The 15,672-nt window shown below is 66.7% G+C and carries 16 protein-coding genes; 12 read left to right on the top strand and 4 right to left on the bottom strand.

All coding sequences use genetic code 11. The features are described from left to right. Positions 1 to 105: 105 nt before the first annotated feature. Positions 106 to 1,116 (top strand): NAD(P)H-dependent glycerol-3-phosphate dehydrogenase, encoded by a 1,011-nt coding sequence (locus tag ACTIMF_RS07910; protein WP_442349730.1) that lies wholly within the window; start codon positions 106 to 108, stop codon positions 1,114 to 1,116. Between the two features lie 32 nt (positions 1,117 to 1,148). Here ACTIMF_RS07910 and ACTIMF_RS07905 read toward each other — a convergent pair whose 3' ends face one another. Continuing rightward, a complete protein-coding gene (locus ACTIMF_RS07905) occupies positions 1,149 to 1,691 on the bottom strand; it encodes a DUF3515 domain-containing protein (protein WP_442349729.1) in 543 nt (180 codons plus the stop codon). Between the two features lie 59 nt (positions 1,692 to 1,750). On the opposite strand from ACTIMF_RS07905, the gene thiL reads away from it, so the two are divergent. The 3 genes from thiL to ACTIMF_RS07890 are packed head-to-tail and all read left to right on the top strand — an operon-like array spanning position 1,751 to position 3,934. After that, positions 1,751 to 2,719 (top strand): thiamine-phosphate kinase, encoded by a 969-nt coding sequence (thiL, locus tag ACTIMF_RS07900; protein WP_442349728.1) that lies wholly within the window; start codon positions 1,751 to 1,753, stop codon positions 2,717 to 2,719. A 16-nt stretch (positions 2,720 to 2,735) separates the two neighbouring features. Then, positions 2,736 to 3,260: a gamma carbonic anhydrase family protein gene (locus ACTIMF_RS07895; protein ID WP_442349727.1), complete on the top strand. Its 525-nt coding sequence runs from the start codon at positions 2,736 to 2,738 to the stop codon at positions 3,258 to 3,260. Next, positions 3,257 to 3,934, top strand: a complete 678-nt coding sequence (locus ACTIMF_RS07890; RefSeq protein WP_442349726.1) for a uracil-DNA glycosylase — start codon at positions 3,257 to 3,259, stop codon at positions 3,932 to 3,934. The genes ACTIMF_RS07895 and ACTIMF_RS07890 overlap by 4 nt, the downstream gene beginning before the upstream one ends. Before the next feature lie 33 nt (positions 3,935 to 3,967). Here ACTIMF_RS07890 and ACTIMF_RS07885 read toward each other — a convergent pair whose 3' ends face one another. Next, positions 3,968 to 4,762 (bottom strand): enoyl-CoA hydratase/isomerase family protein, encoded by a 795-nt coding sequence (locus tag ACTIMF_RS07885; protein ID WP_442349725.1) that lies wholly within the window; start codon positions 4,760 to 4,762, stop codon positions 3,968 to 3,970. A 120-nt stretch (positions 4,763 to 4,882) separates the two neighbouring features. Continuing rightward, complete coding sequence (rpmB, locus tag ACTIMF_RS07880; RefSeq protein WP_442349724.1) at positions 4,883 to 5,071, bottom strand: 50S ribosomal protein L28; 189 nt, start codon at positions 5,069 to 5,071, stop codon at positions 4,883 to 4,885. 201 nt (positions 5,072 to 5,272) lie between these two features. Here rpmB and ACTIMF_RS07875 point away from each other — a divergent pair, with 201 nt between their 5' ends. From ACTIMF_RS07875 to ACTIMF_RS07865, 3 genes are all read left to right on the top strand, one after another. After that, a complete protein-coding gene (locus ACTIMF_RS07875) occupies positions 5,273 to 6,916 on the top strand; it encodes a DAK2 domain-containing protein (RefSeq protein ID WP_442349723.1) in 1,644 nt (547 codons plus the stop codon). Continuing rightward, the gene (recG, locus tag ACTIMF_RS07870) at positions 6,913 to 9,210 is read left to right on the top strand and encodes an ATP-dependent DNA helicase RecG (protein WP_442349722.1); all 2,298 of its coding nucleotides are present in this window, start codon (positions 6,913 to 6,915) and stop codon (positions 9,208 to 9,210) included. The genes ACTIMF_RS07875 and recG overlap by 4 nt, the downstream gene beginning before the upstream one ends. A gap of 88 nt (positions 9,211 to 9,298) precedes the next feature. Further along, the gene (locus tag ACTIMF_RS07865) at positions 9,299 to 10,033 is read left to right on the top strand and encodes an HNH endonuclease family protein (protein WP_442349721.1); all 735 of its coding nucleotides are present in this window, start codon (positions 9,299 to 9,301) and stop codon (positions 10,031 to 10,033) included. A gap of 171 nt (positions 10,034 to 10,204) precedes the next feature. Here the strand turns inward: ACTIMF_RS07865 and ACTIMF_RS07860 are convergent, their stop codons facing one another. After that, a complete protein-coding gene (locus tag ACTIMF_RS07860; protein WP_442349720.1) occupies positions 10,205 to 10,825 on the bottom strand; it encodes a DUF305 domain-containing protein in 621 nt (206 codons plus the stop codon). Positions 10,826 to 10,973: 148 nt separating this feature from the next. Between ACTIMF_RS07860 and ACTIMF_RS07855 the strand changes: the two genes are divergently transcribed. From ACTIMF_RS07855 to rsfS, 5 genes are read left to right on the top strand one after another with little or no spacing between them, the layout of a single operon-like run. Then, positions 10,974 to 12,233: a glutamate-5-semialdehyde dehydrogenase gene (locus ACTIMF_RS07855; protein WP_442349719.1), complete on the top strand. Its 1,260-nt coding sequence runs from the start codon at positions 10,974 to 10,976 to the stop codon at positions 12,231 to 12,233. Beyond that, positions 12,230 to 13,153: an AAA family ATPase gene (locus tag ACTIMF_RS07850; RefSeq protein WP_442349718.1), complete on the top strand. Its 924-nt coding sequence runs from the start codon at positions 12,230 to 12,232 to the stop codon at positions 13,151 to 13,153. The genes ACTIMF_RS07855 and ACTIMF_RS07850 overlap by 4 nt, the downstream gene beginning before the upstream one ends. Before the next feature lie 4 nt (positions 13,154 to 13,157). Next, on the top strand, positions 13,158 to 14,561 hold the full coding sequence (locus tag ACTIMF_RS07845) for a vWA domain-containing protein (protein ID WP_442349717.1): 1,404 nt from the start codon (positions 13,158 to 13,160) through the stop codon (positions 14,559 to 14,561). A 33-nt stretch (positions 14,562 to 14,594) separates the two neighbouring features. Then, positions 14,595 to 15,257, top strand: a complete 663-nt coding sequence (gene nadD, locus ACTIMF_RS07840; RefSeq protein ID WP_442349716.1) for a nicotinate-nucleotide adenylyltransferase — start codon at positions 14,595 to 14,597, stop codon at positions 15,255 to 15,257. Next, complete coding sequence (gene rsfS, locus ACTIMF_RS07835; protein WP_442349715.1) at positions 15,244 to 15,663, top strand: ribosome silencing factor; 420 nt, start codon at positions 15,244 to 15,246, stop codon at positions 15,661 to 15,663. Before nadD ends, rsfS begins: the two co-directional genes overlap by 14 nt. Positions 15,664 to 15,672: the final 9 nt, after the last annotated feature.

The following is a 15,672-nucleotide window of genomic DNA, read 5'->3' as shown; positions in this document are numbered from 1 at the left end:
AGGGTGCGCTCGAACCGGTGATCGGGTCGAGGCGAACCGGTCGCGGCGGCGATCGCATAGCTTAGGCTGGACGCACTCTCGTGTGGACCGGTTGAGGAGTTGCGTGTGCGTGCAGTGGTGATGGGTTCTGGCTCGTGGGGCACCGCGGTGGCGAAGGTTCTGGCGGACGCCGGGAACGACGTCGTGATGTGGGCTCGCCGACCCGAATTGGCCGAGCAGATCAACGTCGACCACGTGAACAGCGACTATCTGTCGGGGGTCACGCTGCCGGACTCGTTGCGAGCCGTGAGCGCGCCGGCGGAGGCGTTGGCCGGGCGCGAGCTCGTCGTCTGCGCCGTCCCGTCGCAGTCGCTGCGGGACAACCTCTCGCGGTGGCTCGACGACTTGCCGCCGGACGCGATTCTGCTGTCGCTGGCCAAAGGCGTCGAGGTGAGCAGCGGCAAGCGGATGAGCGAAGTGATCGCCGAGGTCACCGGTTTCCCGGGGGAACAGATAGCCGTCCTGTCCGGCCCCAATCTCGCCCGCGAAGTGGCGCAGGGGCAGCCGGCGGCGACGGTCATAGCGTGCGTCGACGAAGAACGTGCCAAGCAGGTGCAGAACGCGTTCGCGACGGGATACTTCCGCCCATACACGAACACCGATGTCGTCGGATGCGAGATCGGCGGTGCGGCCAAGAACGTGATCGCGCTCGCGTGCGGAGTCGCCTCAGGGATCGGGTACGGCGAGAACACGTTGGCCACGATCATCACGCGCGGGCTCGCGGAGACCATCCGGCTCGGGGTGGCGCTCGGTGCCGACATCACGACGTTGGCCGGACTCGCCGGAGTCGGCGATCTGGTCGCGACGTGCTCGTCGCCGCTGTCTCGGAACCGATCGTTCGGCGCGCGGCTCGGTGAGGGAGCGAATCTCGAACAGGCGCAGGCGGCGACCAACGGTCAGGTGGCCGAAGGCGTGAAGTCGTGCCGGTCGGTGCGCGCCCTGGCGCAGGCACACGGAGTGGAGATGCCGCTGACCGAAGCCGTCTATCAGCTCTGCCATGAGGGGATGAGCGTGCCGGACATGGTGAGCAGCCTGTTGGGTCGTTCGACGAAACCCGAGGTGTACGGCCCGATCTGACGGGGCCGCAGACATGGGCTCCCGGACCGGGGCTACTTTCCGAAGTCGAGTGGGGCGCGGGTAAGTCTCTGGGCGACGAGCGCCGACACATCGGTGATGGGCGCGTTGCCCGACCCCGCGGGGACCCACATGGCGATATACGGGCGGTGGTCGACGCTGACGTAGGCTTGCCCGCGTCCCGCAACGGTGTCGGTCATGAACCACTGCACCGGGTCGATGACCTGAAGGGCACTGGTCGGAGCCAGTTCGTCGGGCCGAGTCACCCCGCACCGGATGACCACAGGATCCGAGCCCTCCTTGCTCCAGCGGGCGGTTGCGCCGTCGACGGACTTCCCGTCGAAGTCGCCGAGCCGGTCGGGCAGCGCGTCCAGGAAGGCTGGACACTTCTCCGATCCCTCACCCTGCGCAGTGGAATAGTCCTCGACCGGGATCGATTCGCTGTTGGGCCGATTCGCGTACTTGACTGCAGCGAAGGTGATGAACACCGCGATCACCATCACCGGAACGGCGACCAGGGTCGCGATGAGTGCCGGGCTGAGAGGGGAGCGCTGTTCGTCATCGGAGGGTTCGGCCATGGGACTCAGGATAACCAGCGCGCAGTCGAGCACCGTGCCCTGCCAGTAGGATCGGGTCGATGCAGACTGTGAGCGACGTCGGTGAGCGGCGGCTGATCGCCATGTTCACCGAAGCGGCGGCATCGGCGGGCGACGACGTGGTGATCGGTTCGGGGGACGATGCCGCAGTGTTCACTGCCGACGGGCCGGTGGTGGTCAGCACGGACACCGCCGTGGCCGGGCGGCATTTCCGATTCGACTGGTCGACGCCGGCACAGATCGGCGCTCGCGCCGTGGTGCAGAGCGCCGCCGACATCGCGGCGATGGGCGGTCGACTCACCGGCACGACGGTCTCCCTCGGTTGCCCGCCGGAGACGCCGGTGGACCGACTCCTCGCGATCAACGCGGGCATCGTCGAGCAGACGCACGCATACGACGCCCGGGTGCTCGGTGGGGACCTCGTGTCGTCACCGACGACGGTGATCACCGTGACCTCCATCGGAGTGCTCGACGGCCTCGCCCCCGTGACGTTGTCGGGTGTCGGCGCGGGTGACGTCCTTGCCGTCAGTGGGCCCCTCGGCGGTGCGGCAGGCGGCTTAGCGGTCCTGTCAGCCGTCGAGCACGGCGCGGATCCTGCACTGTACGAGCGACATTCGGTAGCGTTGGCCGCATACCGACTCCCGCAGCCGGACCTCGCGGCCGGGCCGCGTGCCGCGCACGTCGGCGCGACGGCGATGACCGACGTGTCGGACGGGCTGGTCGAAGAACTGGTGACGTTGTCGTCGTCGTCGCGCGTGCGTTTGGACGTCGTGTCGGCGTCGGTGCCACGAGCCGAGGGGCTCGACGCGGTGGGCGAGGACCTTGCCGTCGATCCGGTGCGTTGGGCGCTCGGCGGCGGTGAGGACCACGTTCTGCTCGCGGCCTTCGCTGCCGACGCGGTCCCTGCGGACTGGACTCGCATCGGCGGCGCCGCCGACGGTGCCGGTGCATTCGTCGACGGTGAGCCGGTCGGCTCGATACGGGGCTGGCAGTCGTTCACGCGGTCCTAGTGATTAGATGCAACGCATGGCTGTCTATGCACTCGGCGATCGTGAGCCGACCCTCGGGAAAGACGTGTTCATCCATCCTGACGCGACGGTGATCGGCGCCGTCACATTGGGCGACGGCGTCTCGGTGTGGCCGGGCGCGGTGCTCCGCGGCGATTACGGGACGATCACCGTCGGCACCCGCACCAACATTCAGGACGGCACCGTCGTCCACTGCACGTTCACCGAGCCGACGGTGATCGGCGCAGGTTGCGTCGTCGGACACAACGCGCACATCGAAGGCGCCGAGATCGGCGACGACTGTCTGATCGCGTCGGGTTCGGTGGTGTTGAACGGTTCCACGATCGGATCGGGATCGATCATCGGCGCGGGCGCGGTGCTCTCCTACAAGTCCACCGTGCCGCAACGGTCGATGGCGCTCGGCGTGCCGGCCAAGGTGCGCGAGGGATACGTCGTCCCCGAAGGACACCTGACGGCGAACACCGAGTTGTACTACCAGAACGCACAGTTCTACGCGACCAATCTGCGACGGATCGACCGATGAGCCCCAAGCCACTTCACGAACTGCTCGACCCCGGGTGGGCGCAGGCGCTCGCACCCGTCGAAGAACAGATCGCGACGATGGGCGACTTCCTCCGTGCGGAGATCGAGGCGGGGCGTCGGTACCTGCCCGCAGGCGCCGACGTCCTGCGCGCATTCACCCACCCGTTCGACGACGTGCGGGTCCTGATTGTCGGCCAGGACCCGTATCCGACGCCGGGCCACGCTGTCGGATTGAGCTTCTCCGTCGGGGCCGATGTACGGCCGGTTCCGCGATCCCTGCAGAACATCTACACCGAGTACTGTGACGACCTCGGCCACCCGCGTCCGTCGAGCGGCGATCTCACGCCGTGGGCTCAGCAGGGCGTCCTCCTACTGAACAGAGTCCTCACGGTGATGCCGGGTGAGCCTGCGTCGCACCGCAACAAGGGCTGGGAGATCGTCACCGAGTGCGCGATCAAGGCACTCGCCGCCCGTGACGAGCCGCTCGTCGCAATCCTGTGGGGCAACGACGCGCGCAAACTCGTCGAGTGGCTGCCCGACGTTCCGACCATCGAATCGGTGCACCCGTCGCCGCTCTCCGCATCGCGCGGCTTCTTTGGGTCGAAACCCTTCAGCCGAGCGAATGAGGAACTCCTCGACCTCGGCGGAGAACCGGTCGACTGGCGGCTTCCGTAGGGCACCGCTGGATGATCGGGTTCCCCGAGACTGTTACCGCACGGAGCGGAAGTCGGGCGCGCGTTTGGCAACGAAAGCGTCGACGCCTTCGATGCCCTCGGGTGTCGCCGAGAGCCGCGAGATCGACTTCGCTTCCGCGGTGACGTGATCGGTGAGCGTGCGGCTCGCAGAGTCGTGGACCAGTTGTCGGATCGCAGCCATCGACCCGCGGGGGCCCGCGGCGAGCTTGACGGCCGCCGCACGTGCGGTGTCGGTGACCGCTTCGTCGTCGACGACTTCGGCGAGCAGACCTAGATCGAGGGCGCGCCCGGCGTCGATGATCTGGTCGGTCATGATGATGTGCCGTGCACGGCCCGGCCCGACGGCGCGCGGCAGGGTCCACGACATGCCGCCGTCCGGCGACAGCCCGATACCCGGGTACGCGGGTCGCAGCTTGGTCTTGGTGCCGCCGATCGCGATGTCGGCGTGCAGCACCATGCTCATGCCTGCGCCTGCGGCCCACCCGTTGACGGCGGCAACGACGGGCAACCCGGTTTCATACAGCAGCCCGATCATCGCGTGGAGATCGTCCGCGAGCCCGCGGAGGTACTCGACGCGGTCGGGCGCGGATGCGAATGCGGCGACGTTGCCGCCTGCGCAGAAATTCTTGCCCGTCGACGATAGGAGGATCGCACCGGCGTCCACATCACCGCGCGTGACCTTGCTGAGCTGTGCGGCTCCGGCGAGGACCAAGTCGTGGTCGAGCGCTGTCCCGTTGTCGGCGGTGGCGAGCGGGAGGGTGAGGACACCGTCGTCGAGTGTGATCAGTTCACTAGGAGAGGAGGTCATGCGCAGAGCTTACCGAGCGAGCGTTCGGCTGCCGACTCCGGTCCACCGCCCCTGCGAACACAACAATCGCCGCCCGGCGGACCGGACGGCGATCGGAAGAATATGTGGCGGGTACTGACCTCAGACGGAGGTCTTGCCTGCCTTGAGGCACGAGGTGCACACGTTCGTGCGCTTCTTGTTGCCCGGGGCGACCTCGACTCGCACGGACTGGATGTTCGGGTTCCAGCGGCGGTTGGTGCGCCGGTGCGAGTGCGAGACCGACTTACCGAATCCGGGGCCCTTGCCGCAAACGTCACAAACGGCAGCCATAGCGAACTCCCTTGGTAGAAATGGTCTGGTCTCTTCGCCCGCTCGGCGCGTGAGTGACCACGCGGCGTCGACAGGCAACCCGACAAGAGTAACGCGCAATCGTGTGCTGGCCAAATCGCGGCCGTAGGGTCGTAAGCGAACTGCATCTCGGTCGGAGGGCAACGGTAACCTCGGACACGACTCTAGTTTCGGGGGTGATGAATGGCCTACGGCGGTGACGCGGTCAACCCGCAGTTCATCCGCGACTGGGCGCAGGCGTGCGCGGGCGGCCTGGCGGTCTCTCGCGGTGAGATCAACGATCTCAACGTCTTCCCGATCCCCGACTCCGATACCGGAAGCAACATGGCCAACACCATGGCCGGAGCGGTCGCGGCGCTCGACGACGTCGCGGTCGGCGCGGACTTGCAGACCGTGACAAGGACACTCGCCGATGCGGCGGTGGCGAGCGCGCGCGGCAATTCCGGGATCATTCTCGCGCAGTTGTTCGTCGGTCTCGCCGACGCCGCCGACCTGGCCGTCGCCGAGAACGACCTCGGTTTCAACAGACTGTGCACCAACGGACTCCGTCTCGCGTCGCTGTCCGCGCGCCGCGCTGTCGCCGATCCGAAAGAGGGGACCGTACTTACGCTGCTGAACGTGGCGGCGGAGGCGGCCTCGGAGAATCTCGCGCAAGCTCCTGCCGATCTCGTGCGCGCCGTCGCCGAGAGCTCGGCAGAGGCCCTCGATCTCACCACCGACCAACTGCCCGAACTCGCGAAGGCCGGGGTCGTCGACGCCGGGGCCCGCGGTTTCCTGGTGCTCGCCGACGCGCTCGTCTCGGTCGTTACCGGTGTTGCGAACAAACGCCGGGCCTACCGCGGATCGTTGAGCGGACCCGGTGGATTTCACGCCGAAGAGTGCTCGGCAGACGGTGACACGGCCTTCGAGGCGATGTACCTGCTCGAAGGGGCCGACGGTGCTCAGATCGGCGGGCTGCGAGACCGGCTCAGCGATCTCGGCGACTCGGTCGTCATCGTCGGTGACAGCTCGACCGGGTCGGAGAATTTCTCGGTCCACGTCCACACAGACGAGCCGGGAGCCGCTGTGGAAGCAGGCATTGCACTCGGCGCGATCCGTGATATCCGAATCAGCTGCTTCATGTTGGACGCCTACAACGCGGCGCCCGGCGCCAACGAGCCGCCGCCGAGGTTCAAGCGGGCTGTCGTCGCCCTGGTGCGGGGCGACGGCGCCGAGGAACTGTTCACCGAAGCGGGTGCGTCGGTGGTGCGAGCAGACCACGGTGTGCAACCGGAGACGCTCGGCGAAGCCATCCGCGCCACGGACAGCGCGCACGTCGTTGTCATGGGCAACGGGATGATGTCGTCTCAGGACCTGGTCACGGTCGGTGCGCACGCCAGGTCGACCCAACGGTCGGTGGTGTTCCTCCCGACCATGTCGATGGTGCAGTGCCTGTCGGCGCTAGCCGTGCACGATCCCGGAGCAGAACCCGATGTCGACGCGTTCGCGATGGCCGAAGCCGCGGCCGCGACGCGGTGGGGCTCGTTGATCCGGTCGGCGTCGAAGATCATGACCCTCGCGGGAACCGCCGAGATCGGCGACACTCTCGGTCTCATCGGGTCCGATGTCCTGGTGATCGCGAAGGATCAGTCGGGGGCGGCGACCGCGCTGCTCGATCTCATGCTCTCCACTGGCGGAGAGATGGTCACCGTCCTGGCGGGCAGTGACCTCGACGCGGAGTCGCGGGCCGCGATCGAAGCACACGTCCGGGCCCACTACCAGGGCATCGAACTGGAGGTGCACGACGCAGGGCAGACGTCGCATCTTCTGCAAGTGGGAGTCGAATGATGCTGACGTCGGCGTCGCCCCTCACCGATTCGTCCATCGACCCGAAACTTGTGGACAAGCTGGCGGGTCTGGAATTGACGACTGTCGGTGAACTCCTGCGCTACGTTCCACGCCGCTACATTCGGCAAGGGCAGGTGTCGGCCACCGAGCGACCCGAGCCCGACGAGTGGATCACCGTCATCGGACGCATCGAGAAGTCGCAGATGATCGCCATGAAACGGCGATACGGCAAGTTCCTCAAGATCGTCGTCAACGACGGTCGGACCCGCTACGAGGCCAGCTTCTTCAATGCGAAGTACATCCAACGAGTGCTCGTCTCCGGCGTGCGCGTGGCCCTGGCAGGCAAGGTCAAATACTTCAACAACCAGATCCAGTTGTCGCACCCGGACTGGCTCGTGCTGCCCGACGACGGGATGGATGTGCACGGCACATCGATGATGGCCGAACTCCTCGCCGACGAGACCGGGGAGAGCCAGAAGGGCGAGCCCGGTGACGACGGGGAGGCCGCGGCCCTGACCGGCACCGCCGACGACGTCGAGCACTTCAGACGGTCGATCATCCCGATGTACCCGGCGACGCGCGACGTGCAGACGTGGGAGATCTGGCGTGCCGTCCGGCAGGTCCTCGCCGATACCGTGCCCGCGGCGGACCCGCTCACCGACGAGCAGCGGACCGTGCGAGGCTTCATCACAAGCGACGAGGCGATCCGGCACATCCACCTGCCCGAGACGATGGAGCAGATCGAAAGGGCCGACGAACGGCTCACGTTCGATGAGGCGCTCGCCGTGCAGACCGCGCTCGCGCAACGGCGGGCCGACCTCGGCTCGGAACGCTCGATCGGCTGTCCGCACGTACCGGGCGGACTGGAAGACCAACTGCTCGAACGACTCCCGTTCGAGCTCACCGCGGGACAGACGACGGTGCTGGGCGAGATCGGTGACGATCTCGCGGTCGATCACCCGATGAATCGCCTCCTGCAGGGCGAAGTCGGATCCGGCAAGACCCTGGTCTCGTTGCTGGCGATGCTTCGCGTAGTCGACAACGGGCATCAGTGTGCGATTCTCGCGCCGACCGAAGTCCTTGCCGCGCAGCATTATCGAACCCTCATGACGATGCTCGGCGACCTTGCGCGCGGCGGTGAACTCGGTGGGGCAGACGGTGCGACTCGGGTCGGACTCCTCACCGGTTCGCTCGGCACCGCCGCCAAGCGTCAGACGCTCCTGGACGCGGTGACCGGCGACTCCGGCATCGTCATCGGTACGCATGCCCTCCTGGAGCAGAACGTCGAGTTCTTCGACCTGGCCATGGTCGTCGTCGACGAACAGCATCGCTTCGGCGTCGAACAGCGTGATGTTCTGCGCGGTAAGGGACGCGACGACCGCCGGCCGCACTTCCTCGTGATGACGGCGACTCCTATCCCGCGCACGGTCGCCATGACGACGTTCGGCGATCTGGACACGTCGGTCATGGCGGAGCTGCCGCGTGGTCGGCAGCCGATCACGACGACCGTGGTGCCGATGCACAAGGCGAATTGGGTACACCGCGTGTGGGAGCGCGCCGACGAGGAGGTCGCCGCGGGACGCCAAGTGTATGTGGTGTGCACGCGGATCGGCGACGAGGAATCGAATAGGAAGGCCGCCAAGAAGACGGGCGGCAAAGCCGACGGGGAGGAGAAAGAGGACGACACGATCTCGGTCCTGCAACAAGTCGAGATGCTGGAGAGTGGCCCGCTGGCCAAGCGGCGCATCGCCGTCCTGCACGGCCGGATGCATCCCGACGACAAGAACGACGTGATGGATGCGTTCACCCGCGGCGAGATCGACGTCCTCGTCGCGACGACGGTCATCGAGGTTGGTGTCGACGTTCCGAACGCGACGACGATGGCCATCGTCAATGCCGAGCGTTTCGGTGTCAGCCAACTCCATCAGTTGCGCGGGCGTGTCGGACGTGGGCAACACGCGGGGCTGTGCTTGTTGATGACGGCGGCACACGAGTTGTCGGCGTCGATGGAGAGGCTGAAGGCCGTCGAGGCGTCGAACGACGGATTCGAGTTGGCGATGGTCGACCTTCGGCAACGGCGGGAGGGCGACGTCCTCGGCGCGCTGCAGTCGGGCGGCAAATCGTCGCTGAGCTTCTTGTCCTTGATCGACGACACCGAGGTGATCGCCGACGCGCGCGACTTGTCCGAGTCGATCGTCGAGGCCGACCGAGACCTCGCCGATCATCCCGCTCTCGCCGATCTGGTGCGCGCCGTCCTCCTGCCTTCCCGGGCGGAGTATCTCGAGAAGTCCTGACACCGCTCCGCGTAACACCCCTCCGCGTATCTCGATCCAGGAGGGAACCGCGCGGCCGCTCCCCGCGTCTAACAAGTAGGGGGGCACGATGCGGTGGCGGGACTGGCATGCACGACGACGCCGCGGCGTCGTACGTCTGACGATCGGGCAGTGGGGCGCGCTGTCGGTGTTCGCTCTGGTCGCGATGGTCGTCGCGGTCGGCGTCGGTCCGCCGCACGGCGCGGCCCCACGGGTTCCCGCACTCCGTGTGGCCCAAGCGCGGACGGCGCTTGCGGCGCTCGCGACACTACCGACGCGCCCACCGCACGACACCGGCTACGACCGCGATGCGTTCGGTACCGCGTGGACGGATGCCTCCGACGCGCCCGGTGCGGGGAATCGGTGCGACACACGCAATGACATCCTCACCAGAGACTTGGAGGTGTCCGGGCAGACGGCGATCAGTTCATGTCCACGGGCGGTGTCGGCTGGCGTGTTGACCAGCCCGTACACCGGACGATCCGTGGTGTTCGAGCGCGGTCGGTCGTCGGCGGCGGTACAGATCGACCACGTGGTTCCGCTCTCGTACGCCTGGGATCTGGGTGCGAGAGAATGGCCCCGTGCGCGTCGAACCGCGTTCGCGAACGACCCGGCCAACCTCGTCGCCGTCGACGGCCCGAGTAATCAGGCCAAGTCCGACGCCGAGCCGGCCGTATGGATGCCACCGCTCGACGGTTTCCACTGCCAGTACGCGGTGCAATTCGTGACGGTGCTGCACGCGTACGGTCTGCCGGTCGACGAACCGTCGCGTGCCGTGCTGTCCGAGGCGTTGGCCGCGTGTTGAAGCGTTGCCGCATCCTCGCTGCCGCTCCCGTCCCCTCATTTCGGCTCCCGCAGCCTCATTGCGTCTTAGCAGCCTGCGCCCAGGCTGCTAAGACGCAATGAGGAGGCGACAGGCGATCTGAGGGTATGACACGCAAAACGAGGCTGCGGAACCAGAGCCGAGGTCGCGACTCTATCCGAGCATCTGCTTCATAGCGTCGATCTCCTTGTTCTGAGTCTCGACGATGCTGCGCGCCATCGCGACCGCGTCCGGATTGCGCCCGTCGTCGATCTCGGTCTGCGCCATCGTCACGGCGCCTTCGTGATGCCCGATCATCTGCCGCAGGTATAGACGCGCAGCATCCTCGCCTGGCGCGTTCGTGAGCTTCGCGAGGTCGGCTTCGGAGACCATTCCGTCCATGTGATGACCGCCCATATCCGCCTCGACCGGGGCGCCCCACTCGCCGAGCCATCCGGTGAGTTGTTGGACTTCGGGCGCCTGCGCGGACTTGATCGATTCGGCGAGCTCGCGGACATCGTCGGGGACGCTGTCCTTGTTGAGAAGGACGTCGCTCATCTGTACGGCCTGCAGGTGGTGCGGGATCATCATCTGCGCGAACATCACGTCGGCGTCATTGTGCGCAGACTGTTCCTGGCCGCCGGACGGCGCAGACGTCGACGCCATCGAACCGTGGCCGTCGTGCCCCTCGCTCGTCGCGTCGTCGGAGTCGGAACACGCCGCGAGAAGGGCGACACTGACGAGTGCGGCCGCCCCCGCGGTGATCGTGCGGGCTGTCGTCGAACGGATGTCCATCGGGACGGATCCTCTCTTCTCGGATGTCGGTGCGGTCGTGTTCCACCCAATACTGCCCGATGGCCCGACGTCGCCGGCGCGGTCGAAGTAGTGATCGCGCCGACCCGCCCGTCTTGGGCCCGCTGAACGGCGGCGCTAACCTGGATCCATGAGTGCACCCACCGAGACCGACGTCACCGGCGTCGTCACCGGGCTCGCGACCGCAGCCAAGAAGGCCTCGCGCAGCCTCGCCACCCTGACGACCGCGCAGAAGGACGCCGTGCTGCTGGCCGCCGCCGACGCTGTCGACCAGGCTGCGGACACCATCCTCGCGGCTAATGCCGACGACGTCGCGCGTGCCGAGGAAGCCGGTACCGAGCCGTCGCTGGTCGACCGTCTGCGCCTCACCCCGGAACGGATCGAGGGAATCACCGGCGGACTGCGCCAGGTCGCGGCACTTCCGGATCCGATCGGTCAGGTCGTGTCGGGTAAGAAGCTCCCGAACGGTCTCGACCTCCGTCAGGTCCGGGTCCCGCTCGGTGTCGTCGGTTTCGTCTACGAGGCGCGTCCGAACGTGACGGTCGACGGTTTCGGCATCGCCTTCAAAGCGGGTAACGCCGTGCTGCTGAGGGGCTCGTCGTCGGCCGCCAGCTCGAACGCAGCTCTCGTCGAGGTGCTGCGCACCGTTCTATCGGACAACGACGTCAGCGCCGACGCCGTCGCACTGCTGCCCAGTGAGAGCCGCGACAGCGTGACCGCGCTCATCCAGGCGCGCGGGCTGGTCGACGTGGTGATCCCGCGCGGCGGGGCCGGACTGATCTCGGCCGTCGTGCGTGACGCGACCGTGCCGACCATCGAGACAGGCACCGGCAACTGCCACGTGTACGTGCACGCGGACGCCGACGCCGACATCGCGACGCGAATCGTGCTCAACGCGAAGACTCGCCGCCCCAGCGTGTGCAACACCGCGGAGACGGTGCTCATCGATAAGTCGCTCGCCGATGACGTACTCCTGCCGATGATGTCCGCACTGCAGTCGCAAGGCGTCGTCATCCACGGCGACGAGCCCGGCATGGAACCGGCCACCGAGGGCGATTGGCACCGTGAATACCTGTCGCTGGACATCGCGATGAAGGTCGTCGACGGACTCGACGAGGCGATCGAGCACATCGACACCTACGGCACCGGCCACACCGAGGCGATCGTCACCAAGTCGCTGCAGGCGGCCGAGGAGTTCACCGCCCGCGTGGACGCCGCCGCCGTCATGGTCAACGCGTCAACGGCGTTCACCGACGGCGAGCAGTTCGGATTCGGCGCCGAGATCGGCATCTCCACCCAGAAGCTGCATGCTCGGGGGCCGATGGGATTGACCGAACTCACCTCGACCAAATGGCTCGTGTGGGGCGACGGACAGGTGCGGCCCGCATGAGCGGGAAGGACATCGTCCCCGCGTTCACCGACGCTGCGGACGTCAGCGCACGCCTCGCCGACACCGGATACCTTGCCGACGCCGCGACGTCGACCACCACGTTCCTGGCGGACCGTCTCGGCAAACCGCTGCTCGTGGAAGGGCCCGCAGGCGTCGGAAAGACCGAGGTGGCGCGCGCCATCGCACAGGCGACCGGATCCGAACTGATCCGCCTGCAGTGCTACGAGGGCATCGACGAAGCGCGGGCCCTCTACGAGTGGAACCACGCCAAACAGATCCTCGCGATCCAGGCCACCGGGACCCGGGACTGGGACTCCGCGAAAAACGACATCTTCTCCGAGGAGTTCCTGCTCGCACGACCACTGCTGACGGCGATCTCCCGCACCGAGCCGACCGTGTTGTTGATCGACGAGATCGACAAGGCCGACGTCGACATCGAAGGGCTCCTCCTCGAGGTGCTCAGCGACTTCGCGATCACCATCCCCGAGATGGGCACCGTCGCCGCGACGCGACGGCCGATCGTGCTGCTCACCTCGAACGCGAACCGTGAACTGTCCGAGGCGCTCAAGCGCCGCTGCCTGTACCTGTACATCGACTTCCCGGATGCGACGCTCGAACGCGAGATCCTCGCGTCACGGGTTCCCGACCTGCCCGAGAAGGTCGCCGAGGAGTTGGTGCGCGTCGTCGGCGTACTGCGCGGACTGGACATCAAGAAGAAGCCGTCGGTCGCCGAGACCATCGACTGGGGCAACACCCTTCTGGCGATGACCGGGGGAGTAGGCGAAAGCGGCGCGGAGTCGGCGATGCAGGCGATCAAGGGTGGACGGCTCGACGAGTCGTTGCTCGCGAGGACCCTCGGCGTCGTGCTCAAGCACCGTCCCGACGTGACGACCGCGATCCGCGAACTGAAGCTTGGCTGACCGCATGGGCACCGAGGCCGTCGTCGATACGCTGACCGGGTTCGTCGAGGATCTGCGGGGTCGGGGGATCACCGTCGGACCGTCCAATCTGATCGACGCCGGTCAGGCGATGACCGTCCTGGATCTGCTCGACCGCGAGTCGCTGCGCGAAGGGTTGGCGGCGACCCTCCTGTCCGATCACAACCATCGTGACACGTTCGACCTGTGCTTCGAGCTCTGGTTCCCGCTGGGCAACGAGGCGCGGCGAGCCGCGTTCGAGGTTCCACGCGACGAGGACGGCGAAGTGGACGTCCAAGCACTCCGCGAGATGGTCGCCGACACACTCGCCGACGCCGAGTCGATGACCGACGGCCGATTCGATCAGATGGTTGCTGCGGTCGTCGCCGAGATGGGGCAGTACGAGTCGGCGCGTGGCGAATCGTATTCGGTGTATCAGGCGATGTCGCAGATCTCGCCGCAGACGTTGATCGCGCGGATCGCCGCGGCGATGGCGGGCGGCCAGGCGAACGGCGACGACCGGCCCGGCACGGACGCGCTCAACCGCCAGGCCGCGCGTGGGGCCACCGAGCGATTCCGCGAAGCCGTCACCACCGAGACGCAACGTCGAATGGCGGAGGTTCGCGGGCGCGACGCGGTCTCCTCGTACGCCGTCCCGAAACTGCCGGAGAACATTGACTTCTTCTCCGCCAATGCGCAGGACATGATCAAGATGCGGCGCACCATCGACCCGATCGCGCGCCTTCTCGCAGCGAAACTGGAGTTCCGTCGTCGCCGCAACAGGCACGCCGCGGTCGATGTGCGAGCGACGCTCCGCGCGTCGATGTCGACCGGCGGCGTTCCGATCGATCTGCGCCGTCGCAAACCGCGGCCCGGCAAACCCGAACTCATCATCATCTGCGACGTGTCGGGCTCGGTCGCCGGGTTCAGCCAATTCACCCTGCAACTCGTGTACGCGCTTCGCCAACAGTTCTCCAACGTGCGGGTGTTCGCATTCGTCGACACCGTCGACGAGGTCACCGACTTCTTCGCTCACGGCAACGACGACAACCAGTTCGGAACCCGGATGAGCGAGATGCTCTCGACCGCGCGGATCAGCACCCGTGACGGACACTCCGACTATGGACACATGTTGAAGGGTTTCGCCCGGACATATCTCGACTCGTTGACACACCGCAGCGCGCTGCTCATCCTCGGCGACGCCCGCAACAACTTCCGGCCGGCGCACGCGGACTCGCTCGCGAAGATCCGCGAACGGGTGCGGAACGCCTACTGGCTCAACCCCGAACGCAAACAGGCCTGGGACTCCGGTGACTCCTCGGCGAGCGTGTACGCCGCCGAAGTCGACATGTTCGAGTGCCGCAATGCCGATCAGCTCGGACGTGTGATCGCCGACCTGCTGCCGGTGTGAAGCGGGCACGGTCACCGCGTAAGCTCACTGTTCATGTCATCGGAGACTGCGCGGCCGCGTCGTATCGGCGTCATGGGCGGCACGTTCGACCCGATCCACAACGGTCACCTCGTCGCCGCGAGCGAGGTCGCCGACCGGGTCAAACTCGATCAGGTCGTGTTCGTGCCGACCGGACGGCCGTGGCAGAAGGAGGGCGAGCACGCCTCCGATCCGTCGCGCCAGGTCAGCTCGGCCGAGCATCGCTACCTGATGACGGTCGTCGCGACCGCGTCCAACCCTCAGTTCACCGTGAGCCGCGTCGACATCGAACGCGAGGGGGTCACCTATACCGTCGACACCCTGCGTGACCTGCGCGCCGCGTTCCCCGATGATGAGCTCTACTTCATCACCGGTGCCGATGCGCTCGAGACCATCCTGACCTGGCATGATTGGGAAGGGTTGTTCGAGCTCGCGAACTTCATCGGAGTGTCGCGGCCCGGATACGAACTGAACGTCAAACATCTGACCGAGCATCTGGCGACTAAACCCGCCCGGTCGCTGCAATTGATCGAGATCCCCGCACTGGCGATCTCGTCGACAGACTGCCGCGACCGCGCGGCCACAGGACGACCTGTCTGGTACCTCGTGCCCGACGGCGTCGTGCAGTACATCGCCAAGCACGGTCTGTACCGAAGGGAAACCAGTGAGCGCGACTGAAGAATCCATCGCGATGGCGACGACCGCCGCCCACGCGGCCGTCAAGGTCCTCGCGACGAACGTCGCCGCGATCGACGTCTCCGAACAGCTCGTCATCACCGACATCTTCCTGATCGCGTCGGCCGACAACGAGCGCCAGGTCAACTCGATCGTCGAAGAGATCGAGGACAAGTTGCGCGAGACGGGCCACCAGCCGCTGCGTCGCGAAGGCACTCGAGAGGGTCGATGGGCGCTTCTGGACTACGGAACCGTCGTAGTCCACGTCCAGCACGACGACGAGCGCGACTTCTACGGTCTGGAACGGCTGTGGAAGGACTGCCCGCTGATCGAGATCGAGGGTGTTGAACCGGCGGTCCGACCCGAATCCGACCGCAACGACGAGATCGTTCCCGGCTCACCCGAATGAGGAGGCGCT

The sequence above is a fragment of the Gordonia sp. (in: high G+C Gram-positive bacteria) genome, assembly GCF_052106715.1.
GTDB lineage: Bacteria > Actinomycetota > Actinomycetes > Mycobacteriales > Mycobacteriaceae > Gordonia.
Note: the sequence above shows the minus strand (reverse complement) of the source record. Positions and strands in the feature narration are given on the sequence as shown.

Coding starts and splice junctions, on each gene's coding strand:
- ACTIMF_RS07905 (WP_442349729.1), bottom strand. CDS start 1,691: ATGGCCGAACCCTCCGATGACGAACAGCGCTCCCCTCTCAGCCCGGCA.
- thiL (WP_442349728.1), top strand. CDS start 1,751: ATGCAGACTGTGAGCGACGTCGGTGAGCGGCGGCTGATCGCCATGTTC.
- ACTIMF_RS07895 (WP_442349727.1), top strand. CDS start 2,736: ATGGCTGTCTATGCACTCGGCGATCGTGAGCCGACCCTCGGGAAAGAC.
- ACTIMF_RS07890 (WP_442349726.1), top strand. CDS start 3,257: ATGAGCCCCAAGCCACTTCACGAACTGCTCGACCCCGGGTGGGCGCAG.
- ACTIMF_RS07885 (WP_442349725.1), bottom strand. CDS start 4,762: ATGACCTCCTCTCCTAGTGAACTGATCACACTCGACGACGGTGTCCTC.
- rpmB (WP_442349724.1), bottom strand. CDS start 5,071: ATGGCTGCCGTTTGTGACGTTTGCGGCAAGGGCCCCGGATTCGGTAAG.
- ACTIMF_RS07875 (WP_442349723.1), top strand. CDS start 5,273: ATGGCCTACGGCGGTGACGCGGTCAACCCGCAGTTCATCCGCGACTGG.
- recG (WP_442349722.1), top strand. CDS start 6,913: ATGATGCTGACGTCGGCGTCGCCCCTCACCGATTCGTCCATCGACCCG.
- ACTIMF_RS07865 (WP_442349721.1), top strand. CDS start 9,299: ATGCGGTGGCGGGACTGGCATGCACGACGACGCCGCGGCGTCGTACGT.
- ACTIMF_RS07860 (WP_442349720.1), bottom strand. CDS start 10,825: ATGGACATCCGTTCGACGACAGCCCGCACGATCACCGCGGGGGCGGCC.
- ACTIMF_RS07855 (WP_442349719.1), top strand. CDS start 10,974: ATGAGTGCACCCACCGAGACCGACGTCACCGGCGTCGTCACCGGGCTC.
- ACTIMF_RS07850 (WP_442349718.1), top strand. CDS start 12,230: ATGAGCGGGAAGGACATCGTCCCCGCGTTCACCGACGCTGCGGACGTC.
- ACTIMF_RS07845 (WP_442349717.1), top strand. CDS start 13,158: ATGGGCACCGAGGCCGTCGTCGATACGCTGACCGGGTTCGTCGAGGAT.
- nadD (WP_442349716.1), top strand. CDS start 14,595: ATGTCATCGGAGACTGCGCGGCCGCGTCGTATCGGCGTCATGGGCGGC.